Annotated in this window: 21 protein-coding genes; 16 read left to right on the top strand and 5 right to left on the bottom strand. The window is 64.7% G+C overall.

The genetic code is table 11. The features are described from left to right. Window positions 1-16: 16 nt before the first annotated feature. From PKE71_RS15815 to infB, 8 genes are all read left to right on the top strand, one after another. The gene (locus PKE71_RS15815; RefSeq protein ID WP_271187971.1) at window positions 17-919 is read left to right on the top strand and encodes a transporter associated domain-containing protein; all 903 of its coding nucleotides are present in this window, start codon (window positions 17-19) and stop codon (window positions 917-919) included. Next, window positions 916-2,523: an apolipoprotein N-acyltransferase gene (gene lnt, locus PKE71_RS15810; protein ID WP_271187970.1), complete on the top strand. Its 1,608-nt coding sequence runs from the start codon at window positions 916-918 to the stop codon at window positions 2,521-2,523. Before PKE71_RS15815 ends, lnt begins: the two co-directional genes overlap by 4 nt. Before the next feature lie 85 nt (window positions 2,524-2,608). Further along, window positions 2,609-3,037 (top strand): helix-turn-helix domain-containing protein, encoded by a 429-nt coding sequence (locus PKE71_RS15805; RefSeq protein WP_271187969.1) that lies wholly within the window; start codon window positions 2,609-2,611, stop codon window positions 3,035-3,037. 60 nt (window positions 3,038-3,097) lie between these two features. Next, the gene (gene trmB, locus PKE71_RS15800) at window positions 3,098-3,787 is read left to right on the top strand and encodes a tRNA (guanosine(46)-N7)-methyltransferase TrmB (RefSeq protein ID WP_271187968.1); all 690 of its coding nucleotides are present in this window, start codon (window positions 3,098-3,100) and stop codon (window positions 3,785-3,787) included. A 126-nt stretch (window positions 3,788-3,913) separates the two neighbouring features. Next, window positions 3,914-4,453 (top strand): ribosome maturation factor RimP, encoded by a 540-nt coding sequence (rimP, locus tag PKE71_RS15795; protein ID WP_271187967.1) that lies wholly within the window; start codon window positions 3,914-3,916, stop codon window positions 4,451-4,453. Window positions 4,454-4,484: 31 nt separating this feature from the next. Continuing rightward, window positions 4,485-6,197 carry a transcription termination factor NusA gene (nusA, locus tag PKE71_RS15790; protein WP_271187966.1) on the top strand — a complete coding sequence of 571 codons (1,713 nt, stop codon included), beginning with the start codon at window positions 4,485-4,487 and terminating at the stop codon, window positions 6,195-6,197. Continuing rightward, window positions 6,157-6,825: an RNA-binding protein gene (locus PKE71_RS15785; protein WP_373878828.1), complete on the top strand. Its 669-nt coding sequence runs from the start codon at window positions 6,157-6,159 to the stop codon at window positions 6,823-6,825. The genes nusA and PKE71_RS15785 overlap by 41 nt, the downstream gene beginning before the upstream one ends. A gap of 142 nt (window positions 6,826-6,967) precedes the next feature. Further along, window positions 6,968-9,559 (top strand): translation initiation factor IF-2, encoded by a 2,592-nt coding sequence (infB, locus tag PKE71_RS15780; protein ID WP_271187965.1) that lies wholly within the window; start codon window positions 6,968-6,970, stop codon window positions 9,557-9,559. Window positions 9,560-9,659: 100 nt separating this feature from the next. On the opposite strand, the gene PKE71_RS15775 is transcribed toward infB, so the two are convergent. Both PKE71_RS15775 and PKE71_RS15770 read right to left on the bottom strand, forming a co-directional pair. Then, window positions 9,660-10,163, bottom strand: coding sequence for a nuclear transport factor 2 family protein (locus PKE71_RS15775; protein ID WP_271187964.1), 504 nt, complete (start codon window positions 10,161-10,163; stop codon window positions 9,660-9,662). 12 nt (window positions 10,164-10,175) lie between these two features. Then, a complete protein-coding gene (locus PKE71_RS15770) occupies window positions 10,176-10,652 on the bottom strand; it encodes a nuclear transport factor 2 family protein (protein ID WP_271187963.1) in 477 nt (158 codons plus the stop codon). Window positions 10,653-10,818: 166 nt separating this feature from the next. Between PKE71_RS15770 and rbfA the strand changes: the two genes are divergently transcribed. The 5 genes from rbfA to PKE71_RS15745 all read left to right on the top strand — a co-directional run bounded on the left by rbfA (window position 10,819) and on the right by PKE71_RS15745 (window position 15,221). Then, the gene (gene rbfA / locus PKE71_RS15765) at window positions 10,819-11,244 is read left to right on the top strand and encodes a 30S ribosome-binding factor RbfA (protein ID WP_271187962.1); all 426 of its coding nucleotides are present in this window, start codon (window positions 10,819-10,821) and stop codon (window positions 11,242-11,244) included. Window positions 11,245-11,310: 66 nt separating this feature from the next. Beyond that, window positions 11,311-12,267 carry a tRNA pseudouridine(55) synthase TruB gene (truB, locus tag PKE71_RS15760; RefSeq protein WP_271187961.1) on the top strand — a complete coding sequence of 319 codons (957 nt, stop codon included), beginning with the start codon at window positions 11,311-11,313 and terminating at the stop codon, window positions 12,265-12,267. A gap of 33 nt (window positions 12,268-12,300) precedes the next feature. Continuing rightward, window positions 12,301-12,570: a 30S ribosomal protein S15 gene (gene rpsO / locus PKE71_RS15755; RefSeq protein ID WP_271187960.1), complete on the top strand. Its 270-nt coding sequence runs from the start codon at window positions 12,301-12,303 to the stop codon at window positions 12,568-12,570. A 29-nt stretch (window positions 12,571-12,599) separates the two neighbouring features. Then, window positions 12,600-14,729 carry a polyribonucleotide nucleotidyltransferase gene (pnp, locus tag PKE71_RS15750; protein ID WP_271187959.1) on the top strand — a complete coding sequence of 710 codons (2,130 nt, stop codon included), beginning with the start codon at window positions 12,600-12,602 and terminating at the stop codon, window positions 14,727-14,729. Between the two features lie 234 nt (window positions 14,730-14,963). Further along, window positions 14,964-15,221 (top strand): hypothetical protein, encoded by a 258-nt coding sequence (locus tag PKE71_RS15745; protein ID WP_271187958.1) that lies wholly within the window; start codon window positions 14,964-14,966, stop codon window positions 15,219-15,221. 570 nt (window positions 15,222-15,791) lie between these two features. Here PKE71_RS15745 and PKE71_RS15740 read toward each other — a convergent pair. Continuing rightward, complete coding sequence (locus PKE71_RS15740) at window positions 15,792-16,286, bottom strand: hypothetical protein (protein WP_271187957.1); 495 nt, start codon at window positions 16,284-16,286, stop codon at window positions 15,792-15,794. A gap of 257 nt (window positions 16,287-16,543) precedes the next feature. Between PKE71_RS15740 and PKE71_RS15735 the strand changes: the two genes are divergently transcribed. Continuing rightward, window positions 16,544-17,869, top strand: coding sequence for a hypothetical protein (locus tag PKE71_RS15735; protein ID WP_271187956.1), 1,326 nt, complete (start codon window positions 16,544-16,546; stop codon window positions 17,867-17,869). 160 nt (window positions 17,870-18,029) lie between these two features. After that, window positions 18,030-19,043, top strand: coding sequence for an AraC family transcriptional regulator (locus PKE71_RS15730; protein WP_271187955.1), 1,014 nt, complete (start codon window positions 18,030-18,032; stop codon window positions 19,041-19,043). On the opposite strand, the gene PKE71_RS15725 is transcribed toward PKE71_RS15730, so the two are convergent. Next, window positions 18,954-19,454, bottom strand: coding sequence for a hypothetical protein (locus PKE71_RS15725; RefSeq protein ID WP_271187954.1), 501 nt, complete (start codon window positions 19,452-19,454; stop codon window positions 18,954-18,956). The genes PKE71_RS15730 and PKE71_RS15725 overlap by 90 nt on opposite strands. A 154-nt stretch (window positions 19,455-19,608) precedes the next feature. Between PKE71_RS15725 and PKE71_RS15720 the strand changes: the two genes are divergently transcribed. Continuing rightward, the gene (locus PKE71_RS15720; protein ID WP_271187953.1) at window positions 19,609-20,079 is read left to right on the top strand and encodes a hypothetical protein; all 471 of its coding nucleotides are present in this window, start codon (window positions 19,609-19,611) and stop codon (window positions 20,077-20,079) included. Here PKE71_RS15720 and PKE71_RS15715 read toward each other — a convergent pair. Then, window positions 20,052-20,900: a LytTR family DNA-binding domain-containing protein gene (locus tag PKE71_RS15715; RefSeq protein WP_271187952.1), complete on the bottom strand. Its 849-nt coding sequence runs from the start codon at window positions 20,898-20,900 to the stop codon at window positions 20,052-20,054. The genes PKE71_RS15720 and PKE71_RS15715 overlap by 28 nt on opposite strands. Window positions 20,901-20,923 lie beyond the last annotated feature (23 nt).

Here is a 20,923-nt window from a genome sequence, read left to right as displayed (position 1 = left end):
CCCGATCGAAGACACAATGGCTGACAATCCTATCACGCCGGGCCCGGAGGGCCGCTCCTGGTTCCGGCGCATACTGGGTAAAAGCGGTCGAACTCCCGTCGCGGCGGCGGCCACACCGGCGGCGCCGGCGTCCCTGCCGCTCTCCATCGAGGCGGATGCGCTGGACCTTCTGCGCGTTGCCGACGTGATGGTTCCGCGCGCCGACATTATCGGCGTCGAGGTCTCCACACCGCTCGACGAGCTGGCACAGCGCTTTGCCGAGGCGGCGCATTCGCGCATGCCGATCTACCGGGAAACGCTGGACGACCCGGTCGGCGTTGCACACATCAAGGACGTGGTGGGCCATCTCGCGCCGAGCGAGGACGGCGAGCGCCTGCCCGGCTGGCTGCAGAAACAGATCCTGCCCGCCATCAGCCGTCCGCTCCTGTTTGCCCCGCCCTCCATGCGCGCCAGCGATCTGCTGCGCCGCATGCAGGGCCGCCGCATGCACATGGCGCTGGTGGTCGACGAGTATGGCGGCACGGACGGTCTGGTGACGCTGGAAGACCTGATCGAGCCGATCGTGGGCGATATCGAGGACGAGCATGACGACGAGGATTCGCCGGCCATCCGCGCCCGCGGCCCCGGCGTCTGGGATGTCGATGCACGGGCCGAGATCGACGATTTCGAAGCCGTCGTCGGCGAGGAGATCGCCGCCGAGGACGAGGACGAGGATGTCGACAGCCTGGGCGGGCTGGTTTTCACCCTGATCGGCCGTGTGCCCGAGCGCGGCGAGGTGATCCGTCACCCGACCGGCTATGAGTTCGAGGTGATCGAGGCCGACAGCCGCCGCATCAAGCGGATGCGTGTTCGCGCCGCGCATCGCAAGCCCAGGCCAGCGGCCGTGCCGGCGGCAGACGGAGCCGGACCCGAATCATGAACTGGCGCCGGCTCGCTCTCTGGCGTCCGCGGGCCTGGCTGGCCGCCCGTCAGGGCTGGCGGCATCTCGCCGTGGTCTTTGCGGCCGGCGCCCTGTCGGCGACCGCGATGGCGCCGCTGCATCTCTGGCCGGCGCTGGCGGTGGGCCTGTGCGTGCTGGTGTGGAGCCTGGACGGCGCCCGGCGTCACCCGAAACGCACCCTGGCCGGCTTCCTGCGCGGTTTCGTCTTCGGCTTCGGCTATTTCCTCGCCGGTACCTACTGGATCGCCTTTGCTTTCCTGACCCGCGGCGAAGGCTATGGCTTCATGGTGCCGGTGGCCGTGCCGGCCTTTGCCGCGATGCTGGCCGTGTTCTGGGGGCTCGCCGGCGTGCTGCAGGCCTGGATCGCGCCGCGCCTGCCCTGGCGGGTGCTGGTCCTTGCCGCCGTACTCACCGTGACCGAATGGCTGCGCGGACATCTCTTTGGCGGTCTGCCCTGGAATCTGCCCGGCTATGCCTGGCCGGCCGGCGGGGCGATGAGCCAGGCAGCGGCCTGGTTCGGGATTTACGGGCTCTCCTTCCTGACGGTTTTTGCCCTGGCCTCGCCGGCGGCCGCCATCGGGCGTCCCTTGCGCCTGTCCAGCCTGGCGCCGGTGATTGCCGGTGCCGTGATCGGCCTGGTCGTGCTGTGCGGCGGGGCGCTGCGCCTGTCCGGTGCCGATGCGGGCTATCAGCCGGACATCAGGCTGCGCCTGGTCCATGCCGATATTCCGCAGCGCGCGAAATGGGCACCCGGCGGGGCCGCCATGACCCGCGACCGCTATCTCGAACTGACCGGCGAGCCGGGGCTGGCGGACGTCACCCATGTCATCTGGCCGGAAGGCGCGCTGCCGGTTTTCATGCTGGAGGACGATGCGACGTTGGCCCTGATCGGCCAGCAATTGCGCGCCGGCCAGACCCTGGTCGCCGGCATCAACCGCCGCGCCGACAATGGCAGTGGCGAGTACGCCTACTACAACGCCCTGGTCGGCCTGCGCTTTCCCAATGGTTCGCCGCGCGTGGAGAGCCTGTACGACAAGGTGCGCCTGACGCCATTCAGCGAGATCGTGCCGCTGACCGGCCTCCTGCGCGCGGTCGGGCTGGACGCGTTCGCGCGCTACCAGTTCACGCCGGGACCGGGTGCGACGACGCTGGACTTGCCCGGTGCGCCGCCCGTGATGCCGCTGATCTGCTATGAGGCGATCTTCCCCGGCTTCGTCCGCGCGGTTGCCGACCGGCCGGCCTGGCTGCTCAACATTTCCAACGATGCCTGGTTCGGGGTTACGGCCGGGCCGCGGCAGCATTTCAACCAGGCGCGTTACCGGGCGATCGAGACCGGTGTGCCGATGATCCGCTCGGCCGCGCGCGGCGTGTCCGGCGTGGTCGATGCGCATGGCCGGACCCGGGTGGAAATTCCTCCGGGTGAGGAAGGTGTTCGCGATGTGAACCTTCCGAGGCCTGTGAGCGTTCCTCTATACGGGTGGTGGGGCGATGTGCCGGTCTGGATTGTTATCCTGACAATTCTGGCCGGTGTCCTGATCCTGCGCCGCCGGGCGGTGGTCCGGCTGCTGTCGACGCGAACATGAACTGAAAGTGATGTGAAATCACGCAAGGGTTGTGATAGCGTCGTTCCGGCACCGCGGGGTGGCAAACCGGTAATGAGGTAATTGAATGCCCAAGGCGAATCCCAGGGGGCCCAACCCGATCGACGTCCATGTCGGCGCTCGGATCCGGTTGCGCCGCCAACTGGTCAAGATGAGTCAGGAAAAGCTCGGTGACGAACTGGGTGTCACCTTCCAGCAGGTCCAGAAGTACGAGCGCGGTGCCAACCGCGTCGGCGCCAGCCGGCTCTACCGGCTGTCGCGCGTGCTGGACGTGCCTGTGCAGTTCTTCTTCGAAGGGCTGGGCGAGAAATCGGCCGCCACAGGCATGGCGGAAGGCGACCAGACCCCCGTCGTCTACGACTTCATCCAGAGCGCCGACGGTGTGTCGCTGGCCGAAGCCTTTTCGCGCATCCAGGACTCCAAGGTCCGGCGGCGCGTTCTGGAACTGGTCCGCACGCTGGCAAGCGAAGCCGATGAAGGCGCGCTCGCGCACTGAGGCGGCGGGTCTGCGACGCAAGGGATGCCAAGCGGTCGCAAAACCGCTAAATGCCCGCGCATGAGCAAGACCGCGAAACCGGACGCACCGGAATTCCGCCTGTATGGCCGTGCCCAGGGCAAGCCGCTCTCGGCGCGCCAGCAGGGGCTGGTGGACGATCTCCTGCCGCGCATCGGCCTGCCTGAGAGCGGGCCGGTGGACGCGGCTGAGCTGCTGCCTCACTGCCGCCGGCAGGTGCTGGAAATCGGCTTTGGCGGCGGCGAGCATCTCGCTGCCCAGGCCGCCCGTGCGCCGGACACCGGCTTCATCGGCATCGAGCCCTTCCTCAACGGCGTCGCCAAGGCGCTGACCTATATCGACGCGCAGGGCCTGGAAAATGTCCGCCTGGCCCGTGCCGATGCGCGCGAACTGCTGCCGCGCTTCACCGATGCCAGCCTCGACCGGATCTTCCTGCTCTTCCCCGACCCCTGGCACAAGAAGCGCCACGCCAAGCGCCGCTTCGTGCAGCAGACCACGCGCGATGCCTTCGCGCGCCTGCTCAAACCGGGCGGCCAGCTGCGCATCGCCACGGACGTCAAATCCTATGCCGACCACTGCATGAGCGAATTCCGGCAGGATGACCGCTTTGTCTGGCAGGCTTCAAAAGCCGATGACTGGCGCATCGCCCCCGCCGATCACATCACCACCCGCTACGAGACCAAGGGCCTGGGCGATTGCGCGCCGGTGTTCATGGACTGGGTGCGCTCCTGACGCTCATCTTGCATCATTGCCCCTTCGGGCGTATAAGGTGCCCATTACATGTTCGATCGCATCGGATGATGCTATCGGGCGGTCGCTTCCGGCGGCCGCTCTTTTTTTGATGGAGACACGGGTCCCTTGAAGACCAAGACCCCGCAGGACACCCGCATTCTCGCCCTCGCCGACCCGGTGGCTGCCGGGCTCGGCCTGGAAATCGTGCGCGTGCGCGTCATGTCCGGCAAGAAGCCGCGCCTTCAGATCATGACCGACCGGCTGGACGGCAGCGGGGTGGATGTCGACGACTGCGCGCGCCTGTCGCGCGCCCTGTCCGACGTGTTCGAGGTCGAGGATCCCGTTTCCGGTGAATACGATCTTGAGATATCCTCGCCGGGTATCGACCGGCCGCTGACCACGCTGGCGCACTTTGCGCGCTGGGAGGGTTACGAGGCCAGGATCGAGCTGGACCGCATGGTGGAAGGCCGCAAGCGCTTCCGCGGTCTGCTGGCCGGTGTCGAGGATGGCAATGTCCTTCTCGACATGGACGGCGAAGAGGACACCGCGCTGATCCCGTTCGACTGGATCGCGGATGCCAAACTTGTACTCACGGACGCCTTGATCGAGGCGGATTTGAAAGCGCGCGGCGGCAATGCGCCCGCGCAGACTGAAGGAGACGAATGATGTCGCTGTTTACGGCAAAAGGGATTGCCCGATGAGCATTGGTGTTAGCGCCAACCGGCTCGAGCTGCTGCAGATCGCCCGTGCGGTCGCTGCCGAGAAATCGATCGACGAGAGCATCGTCATCGAGGCCATCGAGGAAGCGATCCAGAAGGCCGCGCGCTCGCGCTACGGTGCCGAGAACGACATCCGCGCCAAGATCGACCCGAAGACGGGCGAGCTGTCGCTGACCCGTAACATGACGGTCGTCGAAGAGGTCGAGAACGAGAGCCAGGAGCTCACGCTCGCCGACGCGCAGAAAATCGACAAGACCGCCGAGATCGGCACCGTCTTCTCCGACGAGCTGCCGCCGATCGAGTTCGGCCGCGTCGCCTCGCAGACCGCCAAGCAGGTCATCACGCAGAAAGTGCGTGAAGCCGAGCGCCAGCGCCAGTTCGAGGAATACAAGGACCGTGTCGGCGAGATCGTGTCCGGCATCGTCAAGCGCGTCGAATACGGCAATGTGATCATCGATCTGGGCCGCGCCGAAGGCATTATCCGCCGCGCCGACGGCATCCCGCGCGAAAACCTGCAGAACAATGAGCGCGTGCGCGCCTACATCTACGATGTGCGCGAAGAGGTCCGCGGTCCGCAGATCTTCCTGTCGCGGGCGCATCCGGACTTCATGGCTGCCCTGTTCGCCCAGGAAGTGCCGGAAGTCTACGAAGGCATTATCGAGATCCCGTCGGTTGCCCGCGACCCGGGTTCGCGCGCCAAGATCGCCGTGATTTCCAATGACAGCTCGATCGACCCGGTCGGCGCCTGTGTCGGTATGCGCGGTTCGCGCGTGCAGGCCGTGGTGTCCGAACTCGCCGGCGAGAAGATTGACATCATCCCCTGGTCCGACGATCCGGCCACCTTCATCGTCAACGCCCTGCAGCCGGCGGAAGTCGCCAAGGTCGTGCTCGACGAGGAAGACCAGCGCATCGAGGTCGTGGTGCCGGACGAGCAGCTCTCGCTCGCCATCGGCCGCCGCGGCCAGAACGTCCGTCTGGCCTCGCAGCTGACGGGCTGGTCGATCGACATCCTGACCGAGGAAGAAGAGTCTGAACGCCGCCAGAAGGAATTCGCCGAGCGGACCCAGCTCTTCATCGCGGCCCTTGATGTCGACGAGGTCATTGCCCAACTTCTGGCTACGGAAGGTTTCTCGGACGTCGAGGAAATCGCCTATGTCGACCTCGGCGAGATCGCCGTGATCGAAGGCTTCGACGAAGACACCGCCGAGGAAATCCAGGCCCGCGCCCGCGATTATCTGGACCGTCTGGCAGCCGAACAGGACGCCAGGCGCAAGGAGCTGGGCGTCGAGGACGCCGTGCTCGAGATCGAGGGTGTCGAACTGCCGATGGCTGTGAAGCTCGGCGAGAACGACGTCAAGACGGTCGACGATCTGGCCGGCCTGGTCACCGACGACCTGCGGGGCTGGTTCGAGAACCGCAATGGCGAGCGCGTGCGCGAACCGGGCATCCTGGAAGACTTCAACCTGTCTGCCGACGATGCCGAGATGATGATCATGCGCGCCCGCGTTGCCGCCGGCTGGATCTCCGAAGACGACCTGCCGCAGCCGGAGGTCGAAGAGGTCGAGGCTGAGGGTGAGGACGACGGCGTGTTCGACGTCGAGAACATGGATCTGGCGGCTCTGGAAGCCGAGGCCGAGGCCCTGGGTCTCGATCTCGACGAGGCGGCCGAAGAGGAGAAGGAGACTGACTAGGTCTCCTGTCAGCGGCCAGGCGCGTGAACGGCGCTGCGTCGCCAGCGGCGAGGTGAGGGATGAGGCGGATCTGGTCCGCATCGCCCTCGCGCCGGATGGCAGCGTGGTGCCCGATCTGGCCGCGAAACTCCCGGGCCGCGGTGCCTGGGTTTCCGCCGACCGGGCGTCGGTGGAGCGGGCGGTCGCCCGCAAGGCATTCAACCGGGCCTTTGGCGGTCCGGTCACGGTTCCGGAGGATCTCGCCGGGACCATCGAACGGCTTCTGGCCGAGCGCGCGCTGAACCTGATCGGTCTGGCGCGCCGGGCCGGCGAGCTTGCAGCGGGGCAGGACGCGGTGCGTCTCGCCCTCAAGGCCGCCCGCCCGGCCTGGCGCATCGAGGCGTCGGACGGGGCGGCGGATGGCCGGTCGAAACTCGACCGGCTGGCACGCGCAGCCTGGGGCGATGTCCCGGTGGCGGGGTGTTTCGAGGCGGAAGCCATCGGTCTGGCGCTGGGGCGCGGTCCGGTGGTCCATGCCTCCCTGTCGGAGGGACCGCAGGCGCGGGCCTTTTCGGCGGTGATGCGGAAGCTTTCGGGCTTCCGGCCGCTCGACCCGCACGGGGCGGGTCTTGCGGCAGATGCGAAATGAACCGCCTTCGCGGTTGCGTCCGGGCCTAAGCTGGCTAGTTTAGCGAGCCTTCAGACCGGACGAGCAGGTTTGAACAGTGCGCCGCACCGGCATTCGGCTACCGGGGCGGAACGTGGAACGAAAGCCGATTTGGAAGGCTCGCATGAGCGACGCAGACGACAACAAGTCCGGCCGCCGGCCGCTCTCTTTGAAACGATCCGGCTCCGGCACCGTGCAGCAGAGTTTTGCGCGCGGACGCTCCAAGGCCGTGGTGGTCGAGAAGAAGCGCAAGCGCGTGGCGACACCGGGCAAGGACGGAGCTCCGGGAACCGGCAAGGGTGCCGGCGGCGCGGCCAAGGGCGGCGAAAGCGCGCTTGCGGCCAAGGCGCGCCAGCTTGGCCTGTCCGAAGAGGAACTGGTTGCCCGTCAGCGCGCCATCGCCCGGGCCCGGGCCGAGGCGGCTGATCGCGACGCCCAGAAGAAGAAGGAAGCCGAGGAGCGCGCCCAGCGCGCGGCGGACGAACAGCGTCATCTCGAGGAACAGCGCGAGCGTGAGGAACGCGAAGCGCGCGAAGCCGAGGATGAGGCCCGCCGCAAGGCTGACGACGAAGCGCGCCGCAAGGCGGAAGAAGAGGCGGCCAATCTGGCCGCGGTCCAGGATACGCCGCGCGGCGAAGACGAGCCGCGCCGCAAGGCTGCGCCGGCCAAGGACAAGGACGAGCCGCGCCGCGACCGTCGCGATGATGGCGAGGACGCCGCTTCGGCCCTCGAGGCCATGGGCGGTCGCGTCAAGCGCAAGGGCAGTGCCGGTCCCGGTCCGGCCAAGGCCCAGCCGGCCCGAGCCAAGACCGACAACCGCCGCCGCGGCAAGCTGACGATCCAGAATATCGTCGATGGCGACGAGGAGCGGCAGCGTTCGCTCGCCTCGGTGCGCCGGGCCCGCGAGCGTGAAAAGCAGCGCCGCCAGGATACCGGTGCCGGCCGCGACAAGATCGCCCGCGATGTGGTCATCCCGGAAGCCATCACGGTATCCGACCTGGCCAACCGTATGGCGGAACGCGCTGTCGACGTCGTCAAATACCTGATGAAGCAGGGCCAGATGGTCCGCGTGAACGATGTGCTCGATGCCGACACGGCCGAGCTGGTGGTCGAGGAATTCGGCCACACCGTGAAGCGCGTCTCGGAGTCCGACGTGGAAGAAGGCTTCATCGCCGAGGACGATCCGGAAGAAAGCCAGGTCACCCGCGCGCCGGTCATCGCCGTCATGGGTCACGTCGACCACGGCAAGACCTCGCTGCTCGATGCGCTGCGCGCCACCGATGTGGCCGCCGGCGAGGCGGGGGGCATCACCCAGCATATCGGTGCCTACCAGGTGCAGCTGAAGGGCGGCGAGAAGATCACCTTCCTCGACACGCCGGGTCACGCGGCTTTCTCGGCCATGCGTTCGCGCGGCGCCGAGGCGACCGATATCGTGATCCTGGTCGTGGCGGCGGACGACAGCGTCAAGCCGCAGACGATCGAGGCGATCCATCACGCCAAGGCGGCGGGTACGCCGATCATTGTCGCGGTCAACAAGTGCGACAAGCCGGATGCCAATCCGCAAAAAGTCCTCACCGACCTGCTGCAGCACGAGATCGTCGTGGAAGCGATGTCCGGCGATGTGCAGTCGGTGAATGTGTCGGCGAAGAAGCGCGAAGGTCTCGACGAGCTGACCGAGGCGATCAACCTGCAGGCCGAACTGCTCGACCTGAAGGCCAATCCAGACCGGGCGGCCGAAGGCGTGGTCATCGAAAGCCAGGTCGACAAGGGCCGCGGTCCGGTGGCCACGGTGCTGGTGCGCCGCGGTACGCTGAAGCGCGGCGATATCGTCGTTGCCGGTTCGCAGTGGGGCCGGGTGCGTGCGCTCGTAAACGAGCGTGGCCAGCAGCTCGAATCAGCGGCTCCGTCCGTACCGGCCGAAATTCTCGGTCTGGCCGGGGCGCCGGAACCGGGCGAGGTCTTTGCCGTCGTCGAGAACGAGGCCCGGGCCCGCGAGATCGCCGATTACCGCCAGCGCAAGGAGCGTCAGGCGGCCGGTTCGGTCAGCGGCGGCGGTGCCTCGCTCGAGCAGATGATGGCGCGCCTGAAGCAGGACCAGACCCAGGAAATGCCGCTGCTGGTGAAGGCGGATGTGCAGGGTTCGGCCGAGGCGATCAAGCAGTCGCTCGAGAAGCTGGGCAATGACGAGGTCCGCGCCCGCGTCGTCCATGCTGCCCCGGGCGGTGTGAACGAGAGCGACGTGCTCCTGGCCAAGTCGTCCGGTGCTCCGGTCTTCGCCTTCAACGTCCGCGCCAACAAGCAGGCCCGCGAGCTGGCCGAGCGTGAAGGTGTCGAGATCCGCTATTATTCGGTGATCTACGACGTGCTGGACGACGTGAAGAACACGATGGAAGGCATGCTGGCGCCGGAGAAGCGCGAGAACTTCATCGGTTACGCCGAGATCCTGGAAGTGTTCAACATCACCAAGGTCGGCAAGGTCGCCGGTTGCCGTGTGACCGAAGGCGTGGTGAAGCGCGGCTGCGGCGTGCGCCTGCTGCGCAACGACACGGTGCTGCACGAGGGCCATCTGAAAACCCTCAAGCGCTTCAAGGACGAGGTTCCCGAGGTTCGTGCCGGTACCGAGTGCGGCATGGCCTTCGAGAATTACGACGACCTGCAGAAGGGCGACCAGATCGAGTGTTTCGAAGTGGTCGAGATCGCCCGCAAGCTGGACTGACCGGTTCGGACGGACGGCAGGCATTAAAACAGCTGGCATTGAAAAAGGGCGGCTCCGGCAGGGGCCGCCCTTTCTGCATCCCGCTACAGGTGCCGGTGGGTCACTCTGCGGCCGGGATCAGCCCCTGTTCGGGGTTGGCGTAATTGGCGTAGTCGTCATGACGGATCACCACGCCGTCGCGCACCGTCACCACGGTGACCTGTTCGGCGCGCCAGCGGAAATTCTGGCCCTCTGTGCGCGCCGGGTAGAGCGCGTTGACATGGCCCATGAAGACAACGCGGCCATTGCTCTCGAACACGGTGTCCCATTCGAAGCCGAGCTCGATGGGATTATAGCTGGCGCTGAAGCTGCGCAGCGCCTCCATCACCGCCTCGCGGCCCTCGTACAGGGCACCGTCCTCGCCATAGTCCGGCCCCATCGCGGTCGGGTCGGCGAACACCACATCCTCGGCCAGATAACCTTCCATCGTATCCCAGTCGACGGCGGAATAGTGTTCCATGTACTCGCGGGCGAAACGCTCGGTCTCGTTCATCTCCTGCGCCCGGGCTGCGGGCATGCAGAACAGGCCGGCCATCATTGCTGCCGCGACGGTATGTTTTCTCATGCAGGGTCCTCGTCAGTGATCGCCGGCCGGCGTGATCTGCGCCATACCGGCATAGTCGGTATAGTCGCGATGCTCGACGACCTGGCCGTCCTGCACCGTGACGATGGTGACAATGGGAAAGCGGTAGTGCCGTTCCCCGTCTTCCAACGCGTAGACAGCAGTGACCGCGCCGTCAAAGACGGTGCGTCCGGAGGCCTGATAATTGCGATCGACGGCATATTCGAGCCGTTCGACATTCCACGAACGCAATCCGGTGAGGATGGCCTCGCGGCCCTGCCAGTCGATCGGCGGTGTGATGTCGCCGACATCGAAGGAGGTCGGGTCGACGAACACGGCGTCCTCGGCATAGAGCCCGGCCAGGGCGTCGAAATCCTGCGCCTGGTAGGCGGCCAGATAGGCCTGTGCGACCGGTATCTCCGGCGGCGCATCGTCCTGCCGGGCGACCAGCGCCATCATGATCACGAAAAAGCCGGCAACCGACTTGTCCATCTGCGTCCTCCTCCCCGCGGCGGTGATCGAGACTAGACGCGGCGCCCGGGCGGGGCCATTCACGCTTTTGCGAGCGCTTGCCCTGCAAAGCCGGGCGCATGCCTTGCATCATCGCGGCAAGAGGCGTACACCCCCGCGCCCCGGACCCGAACCGATGGAGCGCGTCATGGCCAGGCATCAGCATCGCAACGAAACCAAGGGCCCCTCGCAGCGGCAATTGCGCGCGGGCGAGCTCATCCGTCATGCGCTGGTCGATATTCTTGCCCGCGAGGAGCTGCGCGATCCGGATCTGGACGGCGTGCTGATCTCGGTCACCGAGGTGCGGCCCAGCCCCGATCTGCGCCAGGCGAAAGTCTATGTCGCGCCGCTCGGCCAGGGCGACCAGGTGCGTCTGGCCGCGGCGCTCAACCGCGCCGCCAGCTATCTGCGCGGCAAGCTGGGGCGCGAGATCGACATGAAGTTCACGCCGCAGCTCAACTTCCACCCGGACAACAGTTTCGACACGGCCAGCCATGTCGACGAATTGCTGTCCCGGCCGCAGGTCAGGCAGGACCTCAGACACGATCATCCGGGCGAGGAAGAAGAGGACTAGCTTCGCCGCCCTTTCAACCGCTCTTGAGCATCCGGGTCCGATCCCCGGCGCAAGAAGGAGACTGATATGGCCCGCCGCCGCAAGGGGCTGGACGTCCATGGCTGGATCGTCCTGGACAAGCCGCTCGACATGACCTCCACCCAGGCCGTCTCGGCCGTGCGCCGCATCTTCAATGCGAAGAAGGCCGGCCATGCCGGCACGCTCGACCCGCTGGCCTCCGGCCTGCTGCCGATCGCGCTGGGCGAGGCGACCAAGACCGTGCCCTTCGCCGTCGAGGGCGAGAAGATCTACCGCTTCACGGTGAAATGGGGCGAGCGCACCGACACGCTGGATGCCGAGGGCGAGATTGCCGCCACGTCGGAGGTGCGCCCGGACCGGGCGGCGATCGAGGCGGCGCTGGCCGGCTTCATCGGCGATATCGAACAGGTGCCGCCGGTCTATTCCGCGATCAAGGTGGATGGCGAGCGCGCCTACGACCTCGCCCGCGACGGCGAGGCGGTCGAGCTGGAGGCGCGCCGGGTGCATGTCTCCGCGCTGAGCCTGATGGACTGCCCGTCGCCGGATATGGCGGTGCTGGAGATGCGCTGTGGCAAGGGCGTCTATGTGCGCTCCCTGGCCCGCGATCTGGCCTTCGCGCTGGGTACGGAGGGGCATGTTGCGGCGCTGCGCCGGATCCGGGTCGGCCGTTTCGATGAGGCTGAATCCACAAGACTGGACGTATTGGAAGAAATGGCCCATAAGGGCGCCGCTTCGGAAGCTCTGCTCCCGGTTCAGACCGCGCTGGACGACATCCCGGCCCTGGCCGTGACCGAGGAGGAAGCCTTCCAATTGAAGCAAGGACGCCCGATCGTCCTGCTCCCGCGTCAGGCGCAAGAGCTGAAAACGCAGCGACGCCCGCTCTCGATAGCGGGTCGGGACTGCAGCTTCTCGGCCCTGGCGGTCTGCAAGGACCAGGCAGTCGCGATCGGCGACGCCAGAGCCGGAAAATTCCAGCCCTGGCGCGTTTTCAACCTCACCCCGTGAACGGGGCGACATAGCGCGTTTTAGGAGAACACGATGTCGATTACGCAAGAGCGCAAGACCGCGCTCATCAAGGACAATGCTCGCGGCAACACGGATACGGGTTCGCCCGAAGTCCAGGTGGCTATCCTGACCGAACGGATCGCCAACCTCACCGAGCACTTCAAGAGCCACAAGAAGGACAACCACTCGCGTCGCGGCCTTCTGAAGATGGTTTCCCAGCGTCGCCGGCTTCTCGACTACCTGAAGAAGAAAGACGAAGCGCGTTACACGGCGCTTATCGAGAAGCTGGGTCTGCGCCGCTGATCCGCGACCACATCCGTACGAAAGACGATATGTTCGATATTCAGAAAGAAACGATCGAGTGGGCGGGTCGTCCGCTCACCATCGAAACCGGGCGGGTCGCCCGGCAGGCAGACGGCGCGGTCATGGTGACCTATGGCGAGACCACGGTCCTCGCCACCGCTGTCGGCGTCAAAACCGCGAAAGAGGGGCAGGACTTCTTCCCCCTCACCGTGAACTACCAGGAAAAATACTTCGCCGCCGGGAAAATTCCTGGCGGTTATTTCAAGCGCGAAGGGCGTCCGACCGAAAAGGAAACCCTCACCTCGCGCCTGATCGACCGTCCGATCCGTCCGCTGTTCGCACCCGGCTTCAAGAACGAAGTCCAGGTGATGATCACGGTCCTGTCGCATGACATGGAAAACGATCCGGACGTGGTCGGCATGGTTGGCGCCTCGGCGGCGCTGGTCCTGTCCGGCCTGCCCTTCATGGGCCCGATCGGCGCGGCGCGCGTCGGCTATATCAACGGCGAATACGTCATCAACCCGCATGTCGACGAAATGCCGGAGAGCGCTCTGGACCTCGTCGTTGCAGGTACGAGCGACGCCGTGATGATGGTGGAATCGGAAGCCAAGGAGCTGTCCGAGGACATCATGCTCGGCGCTGTCATGGCCGGCCACAAGGCCTTCCAGCCGGTGATCGACATGATCATCAAGCTGGCCGAAAAAGCCGCCAAGGAACCCTGGGACTACCAGCCGGCCGACTACTCGGCCGAGGAAGCCAGGGTTCGCAAGCTGGTCGAAGCCGACCTCGCCAAGGCCTACACCATCACCGACAAGACCGAGCGTTATGCAGCGGTCGGCGCGGCGAAGGAAAAGGCCGTGGCCGAGCTGGCCCTGACCGAAGAACGTCCCGACGGTATCCCGGGCACGGTTCTGAAAGATGTGCTGAAGTCGGTGGAAAGCTCCATCGTCCGCGGCGGCATCATCAAGACCGGCAAGCGGATCGACGGCCGTTCGCTCGACCAGGTCCGTCCGATCGTGTCGGAAGCCGGCATCCTGCCGCGCACGCACGGTTCGGCGCTGTTCACCCGCGGCGAGACCCAGGCGATGGTTGTCGCCACGCTGGGTACCGGCGAGGACGAGCAGTTCATCGACGACCTGACCGGCACCTACAAGGAAAAGTTCCTGCTGCACTACAACTTCCCGCCCTACTCGGTCGGTGAGACGTCCTTCCGTCTCGCGCCGGGCCGCCGGGAAATCGGCCACGGCAAGCTGGCCTGGCGTGCGGTGCGGGCTGTCCTGCCGAACCATGAAGACTTCCCGTACACGATCCGTCTCGTCTCCGAGATCACGGAATCGAACGGCTCGTCCTCCATGGCCACGGTTTGCGGTGCCTCGCTGGCCCTGATGGATGCCGGTGTGCCGATCACGCGTCCGGTCTCCGGTATCGCCATGGGTCTGATCAAGGATCCGGACGGCGTTGCCGTCCTGTCCGACATCCTGGGTGACGAAGATCACCTGGGCGATATGGACTTCAAGGTCGCCGGCACGTCCGAGGGCATCACCTCGCTGCAGATGGACATCAAGATCGCCGGTATCACCGAAGACATCATGACGACGGCCCTGGAACAAGCCAAGGGCGGCCGCATGCATATCCTCGGCGAGATGGGCAAGGCGCTGGGCGAAGCCCGCACCGAGCTCGGCGAATTTGCGCCGCGTATCGAGACCATCACCATTCCGACCGACAAGATCCGCGACGTGATCGGTTCGGGCGGCAAGGTGATCCGGGAAATCGTCGAGAAGACGGGTGCCAAGGTCGATGTCAATGATGACGGCGTGATCAAGGTCTCCTCTTCCGATGCCGCCTCGATCAAGGCTGCCCTCGACTGGATCCACGGTCTGACCGCGGAACCGGAAGAAGGCCAGATCTACAAGGGCAAGGTCGTCAAGGTGATGGATTTCGGTGCCTTCGTGAACTTCTTCGGCCCGAAGGACGGTCTCGTCCACGTGTCGCAGATGAAGAAGGAACGCGTGAACCATCCCTCCGACATCGTCGCCGAAGGTCAGGAAGTCTATGTCAAGCTGCTGGGCTTCGACGATCGCGGCAAGGTCCGCCTGTCGATGAAGGTCGTCGACCAGGAGACCGGCGAAGAGGTCAAGGAAGAAGCCGACGCCGAATAAGGCGTTTGCCGAAACTTCAACTTGAAAGGCCTGCCCTCTAATGGGTGGGCCTTTTTTGACTCGAAAGGCACCGGAGCGGTCTTCGGGCCTGCGATGAGTCTACGAGGTGATTCGCCCAATTCTAGAATCGCGCTCAACCGTCGCGATTGAGATGCCCGAATCTTATCAAATGGTTGAATCTCGGGCTTTTCAATCAGCCAAAAAAGAGAGAGTCTGGGTTTGCGGGAGAGCGATATGGCGGCGAGCAATCAATATTTCGACCAAATTCGAAGCGCAGATTTCGAGCGCGATATAGAGGTCCTGTCAGAAATTCTACGACTGGAAAGTCCAAACGTTGAAATCCCACTTAGTATAAAAAGATTATTTGTTTTAGGAATATACGCGAAACTTGGCGTGGATATAGCTGGTACGCTTTCAGAAAAAGAGATTGGATCGTTACAGGATAATATTGATGGCATCCCAAACAAAATCGACGATAAGAAAGCCGGCTGAAACGACTAAAAGAAAAAAACATATGAATCTAGCGACCGGATTCTTCCTGAATCCAGTGCCTTGATCGGAGTTTCTTAGGGCGTCGTCGACAACATCGCTAAAACTCAACGGCGTCAGGCGTCGTCTGTATGTTGTATTTATTGATCGAGCGATTTTCTGTGCTTCGGAACTGGGAATTCCGGGTGTCAACATTGATACAATGTCACGCTCTAAAATTTCCGCATCCAACTTGTCCAGGTTTTCTAAAGAAGAATGCGCGTTGGCGCGTTTTACAACTTCCGAACTTGTTAATGCTTCCAAGGCTTCTTCGACATTTTTGCTTCTCAAAATCTGCCAAGTTCGATTTGGGATAAGAATGCGACAAAGAAGCATTGAGGTGCCCCAGACCAACAATCCCAAATAATATGTTGCCAGAGGGCCAGATAGAGAAAAGCTAAAATCTTCTCTAACCTCCTCGGCGTAAGATATTACATCCGATACGAGAGGTATTAGAGTGAATGCGAGGAACCAGTTCTGAGGCCCCATTACATCGTACAGTTTGTGGATAAATAACCAACTAGGTATCTTCATTTACGCCGGGGTGCACTTGACGCTTAGAATGTTGTCATTCTGAATATTCTTGTTGAGGTAGAGTTTGGACAGGCTCTCGGAAATCATTTTTGCAATCATGCCGGCGTCTCTACCACTAATGCGCGCTCCGTGGTCCTTATTAAATCGTTCAATTGCACTGCGAATCTTGATCTTCAAATCTTTCTTGAGCTTCACTCGGTTTCGAGGACGATCGCTTGATACCCGCTCTTGAGAACTGGGTGAGATAGGGCCTTTCTCAGTCTCGATGATAATCCGACATTTGGAACAAGCGGTGTCGATATCAGATTGCTCAAGCATCCACTTTAGAACAACGTTGAGCGTGCAGCTTACCATGATTGTCGCGTCTTCTACTGACACGCTTTCTAAATCCGGACGCGCACCCTTGAAGTCGAGAGCGACACGACGGTCCGTCTGGAGACGCTGCTTCGCGCTCTCCAGTGCTTGGAAGCCTGCGGGTGTAATAGCTATCGGCATCAACATCTCCCCGAATACTGGAATTGGTTAATGTCAACTATGGCGCGAGTCAATCGCATTGTGAATCTCAAGGTTGGCTTGCTCGGCGTCTGGTCCCCCCGCAGGTTCCGCCTGCGGGGGCGTTTCTTTTTCAACACACTGTAAAGTCTGTATCATTTCTACGGCACGCGCGGCTTGCAGTTGCAAACCGCCCTGCTAGTAACCCCATCTCTTTTCGGGATTTTCCGGCGTGCCGCGCCGGCAATGGGGACGTTTCAGTGAAAACCATTCTTCTGACCACTGCCGCGCTCGCGGCGGCAAGCGGTGCTGCTTCTGCACAGGATCACGATGTCGAATACACGGCGCTGGGCCGCCACATCCGGGTCGACCCGGCGCTGACCAGCCAGCTGGCCGACACCCAGGAAGGCCTGACCCAGGATGTCGCTTTCCTGCTGCGCGCACGCCAGTCCGGCCAGATCGATCCGGACACGCTGACCCTGGGCGGTTTCTTCAAGGGCGCCTATTTCCACGAGACCACGGATACGGCCGGCAAATTCCCGATCCTCAACCGCTTTCCCGACCAGCACGGGTCCGGCGAGGAAAACTCCGATTTCGTGATCAATGCCGCCGGCCTCACCTTCACCGGCGCCGTGGGCGGCTGGCTGACCGGTTTCGTGCACACCGAGTATTCCGAAGTCACCTTCACGCGCGACCAGAACCAGTTCCAGACGCGCGAATATTATGCCGTCCTGGGCAATCTCGACGTGTTCGGCGGCTATCTGGCCTATGGCCGCAAGACGATCGATTTCGGCGAGCAGTTTGGCTACAACCCCTTCACCCACTCCATCAACCAGCACTTCTTCTGGGCCCTGGCCGACGAGCCGGTGCTGGAGCTGGGCTATATCGCGGATACCTGGCGCGTCTCCGCCACGGCGGCGACCGGCGAGCGCATGCTGCGCACCGGCTATTCCACCGACCGGGATGGCGGTCTGGGCACGAATTTCGCCCTGAAGGCCGAGCGCCGCTTCGATCTGGGCGACGACCGGGCCCTGCGCGTGTCGGCCAGCTATCTGCACGACACGATCTACAACAATAATTTCACCGCCCACACGGTGCAGGCCGTCGACCGTTTCTCACCGCCCAACGCGCCGCGTCCGCCGCTCGTCTATATCGAATACCGCACCGGCCTGTGGGATATCGCGGCGGAATACACCACGCCGCGCTACGACTTCGCCGTGGAATACACGCGCTCGACCGATGTCTGGTCGGCGACCGGCTTCGACACCGATACCGGCGCCGCCTTCGACGGCAATCGCCATCTCGATGCGCTCACCGTGATGGGCCGCTACCGCACCGAGTTTCTGGGCCATGACACCGATCTCAGCGCGGTCTTCTCCCACACCACACTCGGCCCGGACAATACCGAGTTCGACGAGGCCTTCCAGCACGTGCTCGGCCTGGAAATGCACCTCACACCGCAGCTCGATCTGGGCGTGGAATACGTCTTCAACGACGGCTTCCAGCCCTTCGTCGGCATCCAGGACGTCTCCCTGTCCGGCGTCCAGTCCAATGTCGGCATCGTGGGCATCAAGGCGCGGTTCTAGAGCCTTTTCTGCGAAAGTGGGCACCGGTTTCGCGGTTCGAAAATGCGACCACAAAAAGCCGGAGCCGTCTCATCGGCCCGGTTCCGCCGAAACTGCTCCAGACTGTCTTGGAGGTAGCAGACCCGGGCCCTGCCGTTTGCCAGACGGGGAGGCCCGGTCTATGCCGCCGGGCAGGAGGTCCGGCGAAGCGATGGAGACGGCGCAGCAGCATGTCCAGGCGGCGATGGATTATATCGAGGCGCATCTCGATACGCCGCTGCCGCTTGACCGGGTCGCCGCCGCGGCCGGTCTGACGCGTTATCATCTGCACCGGCTGTTCCAGGCCCATTATGGCGAAGGGCTGAAGGCCTATATCCGCAAGCGCCGTCTGACATGGGCGGCCGCCCGGCTGCGCGGCAGCGATGTGCGTATCCTGGATCTTGCGCTCGATTGCGGATTCGAGAGCCAGGCGGCTTTCACCCGCGCATTCAAGGCCCTGTACGGCACGGCGCCGGGCCGCTATCGCGCCCGGCCGGCGCGGCGCTACCAGTCCGGCCTGCGCCCGCCGACGCCGCCTGGCCTCGCCCAGCGCCGCCGGATTCTGCGCGACCCGCCGCAGCTGGTCGAGTGGGCGCAGCCGCTGCAGCTCGCCGGCCGGGGCATCGGTGTCGCCTTTGAAGACCAGGCGGCCGTCGAGGCTTTGTGGATGTCCGTTCTGGCGGCGGACCCGCCCGCACCCGGCGACACGCTGTTCGGCGTCACCCTGGCCGACCATCCCGCCATCGCCGACACGCCGGACCGCTGCCTGGTCTATCTCGCCGCCCGGCCGCGTGAAGCGGGGTCAGAAGCCGGCGGCACCGGGACGGGCGAAGGCGAGGCGGGCGAAGGCGCGCCGGAAGAAGGCGGGATCGCCCTCGAGATCCCGGCGGGTGCCTATGCCGTCTTCGTTCATGACGGCCCGCTCGAAACCCTGCTCGATACCGTCAATTACGCCTGGGCCAGCTGGCTGCCGCGCAGCGGCTGGGTGAAGTCGGAGCGTCCGGATTTCGAGCGCTTCCGGGCCGATGCGGTCCTGGGCGGGCCGGTGCGGGTGGAGTTGTGGGTGTCAGTGGAGCGCGCCGATCGTGCCGGCGATGATGGCGGCACCGGCCAGGGCGAGCGCGCCGCCGAGAATGAGCCGCCGCGCGCCGGCTGACAGGGCACGCGACGGGGCCCGCCCCGGCTGCGGCCGGCGCAGGTCGCGGGCGGCAGAGCCGATGATGGCGAGGCCGAAGACCAGTCCGGCAAGCTCGAACCCGATCAGGGCCGGCGACATCGGTGTCGGCGAGACCGGGAAGATGTGCAGCAGGTCGAGGGCGAAAATCGCGACATAGCCGAGCCCGTCGGCGATCACCCAGACCAGGATGCGGCGGCCGCCCCGGCGCGCCAGCGCAGCCAGCGGGATCGAGCCCAGCACCACCAGCGTGATGAAGGCGTTGAACGCGATCAGCACCGCGACGGGGATGTGCCCGAAACTGCGGTTCTCCACCGGGCCGCCCGGTATCAGGGGCGCCATCGACAGAACGGCGAGGATCAGGAGGACGGGGGTCAGGCGGCGGGCATTCATGACGGGCTCCGGGGCGGGAAACGGGACAGGCCCGATCTCTAGACCATCGCATGGCGGCCGTTTTGACTGTTTGTGACATTGGCTCCAGCGGACTGGACAGACCGGCAGCGGGGTCTGCTATCGTGGCCTTTCAGCCGGACGGGAGGGACGGGGCATGGACTGGAGTTTCGGGGATTATGCGGCCGCGGCGACCCTGCTGGCAGGCTTTGTCTTCGGTGCGGCCATCGCGCTGAGAACCAGCGGCCAGCTGGCCTACCGGGCTGCGGCCTTCCTCGCGCTTCTGTCCGTCCTGGCGCTGATCTGGATCAATGGCGCTGTAGGCATCATCGGTTCGGAAGGCAATGCGGCAAACCTGATGTATGGCGTCGTCGTGTTGATCGCCCTGGCCGGCGCCGTGGTCGCGCGCCTGCGGGCCGCCGGCATGGCGCTCACCCTGGCCCTGATGGCGGGGGCGCAGGTGCTGATCGGTATCATCGCCTGGCTGGGCGGGATGGGCAGCGGCTGGCCCTCCTGGCCGCAGAGCCTGATCGGCGTGACCGTGATCTTTGCCGGCGCTTTCCTGGCGGCGGCGGCCCTGTTCCGCGCCGCCGCGCGGGCTCAGGCCGCGGCCAGCCTGTCGCGATAGCGGCGGCTGCCGGGGATCCGGGCGCCGCTCTCCAGCGTGATGGCGACATCGCCCTCGCCGGTCGGCGCGATCTCGGCGATCCGGGCCCGGTTGACCAGCCAGGAGCGGTGTACGCGCACCGCGTCTATGCCGGCTTCCGTCAGCTGTTTTTCCAGCTCCGACAGGGTGATCCGCGCCAGATGCCCGCCGGCGGGTGTGTGCACTTCGACATAATTGCCGGCCGCCCGGGCACTGTCGAACCGGTCCGCTTCCAGCCGGATGATCCGGCCGCCGCATTTCAGGGTCAGCCGGTGGGTCCGGCGTGCTTCGGCCCGTGCGCCGATGGCCTCCATCCGGTGTGTCTCGATCGCCCGGAAGCCGGACAGGACCAGGAAGTGCGAGGCATAGGTCAGCACGTCCTTGCGCAGCTCGTAGACGAATTCGCGCACCGGGTCCTCGAAGAAGCGGTAGTCGAAGCCGAACAGCAGGGGTGTCAGGGCTTCGCGCGTCCAGGCCATGGCGAAGATGTGGATCGTCGCATAGGCCAGCACGCCGATGATATGGACGGGGATGGCGACGGTCCAGCGGGTCGAGGCCAGCGGGAAACGCCGCTCCAGCAGGATCAGGCCGATGAAGAGCAGCAGGACGTAGACGACGCTGGTCGCCTCGATGAACCAGGAAAAGGCGGGGGCCATCTCCCGGCCGATGCGCTCGAAATCGGTCACCCGGGACGTCGAATTGACGGCCAGATGGCCCAGCGTCATGGCATAGGTGAACAGGCCCGCATACAGCGCAACGCGCCGGTCGGTGCCGTCCTCGATCTGGCGTTCGGTCCGGGTCATGCCGTGTTCTTGCCCTTGCGCGC

Origin of the sequence: Maricaulis virginensis, from assembly GCF_027922185.1 — a bacterium.
GTDB lineage: Bacteria > Pseudomonadota > Alphaproteobacteria > Caulobacterales > Maricaulaceae > Maricaulis > Maricaulis virginensis.
Note: the sequence above shows the minus strand (reverse complement) of the source record. Positions and strands in the feature narration are given on the sequence as shown.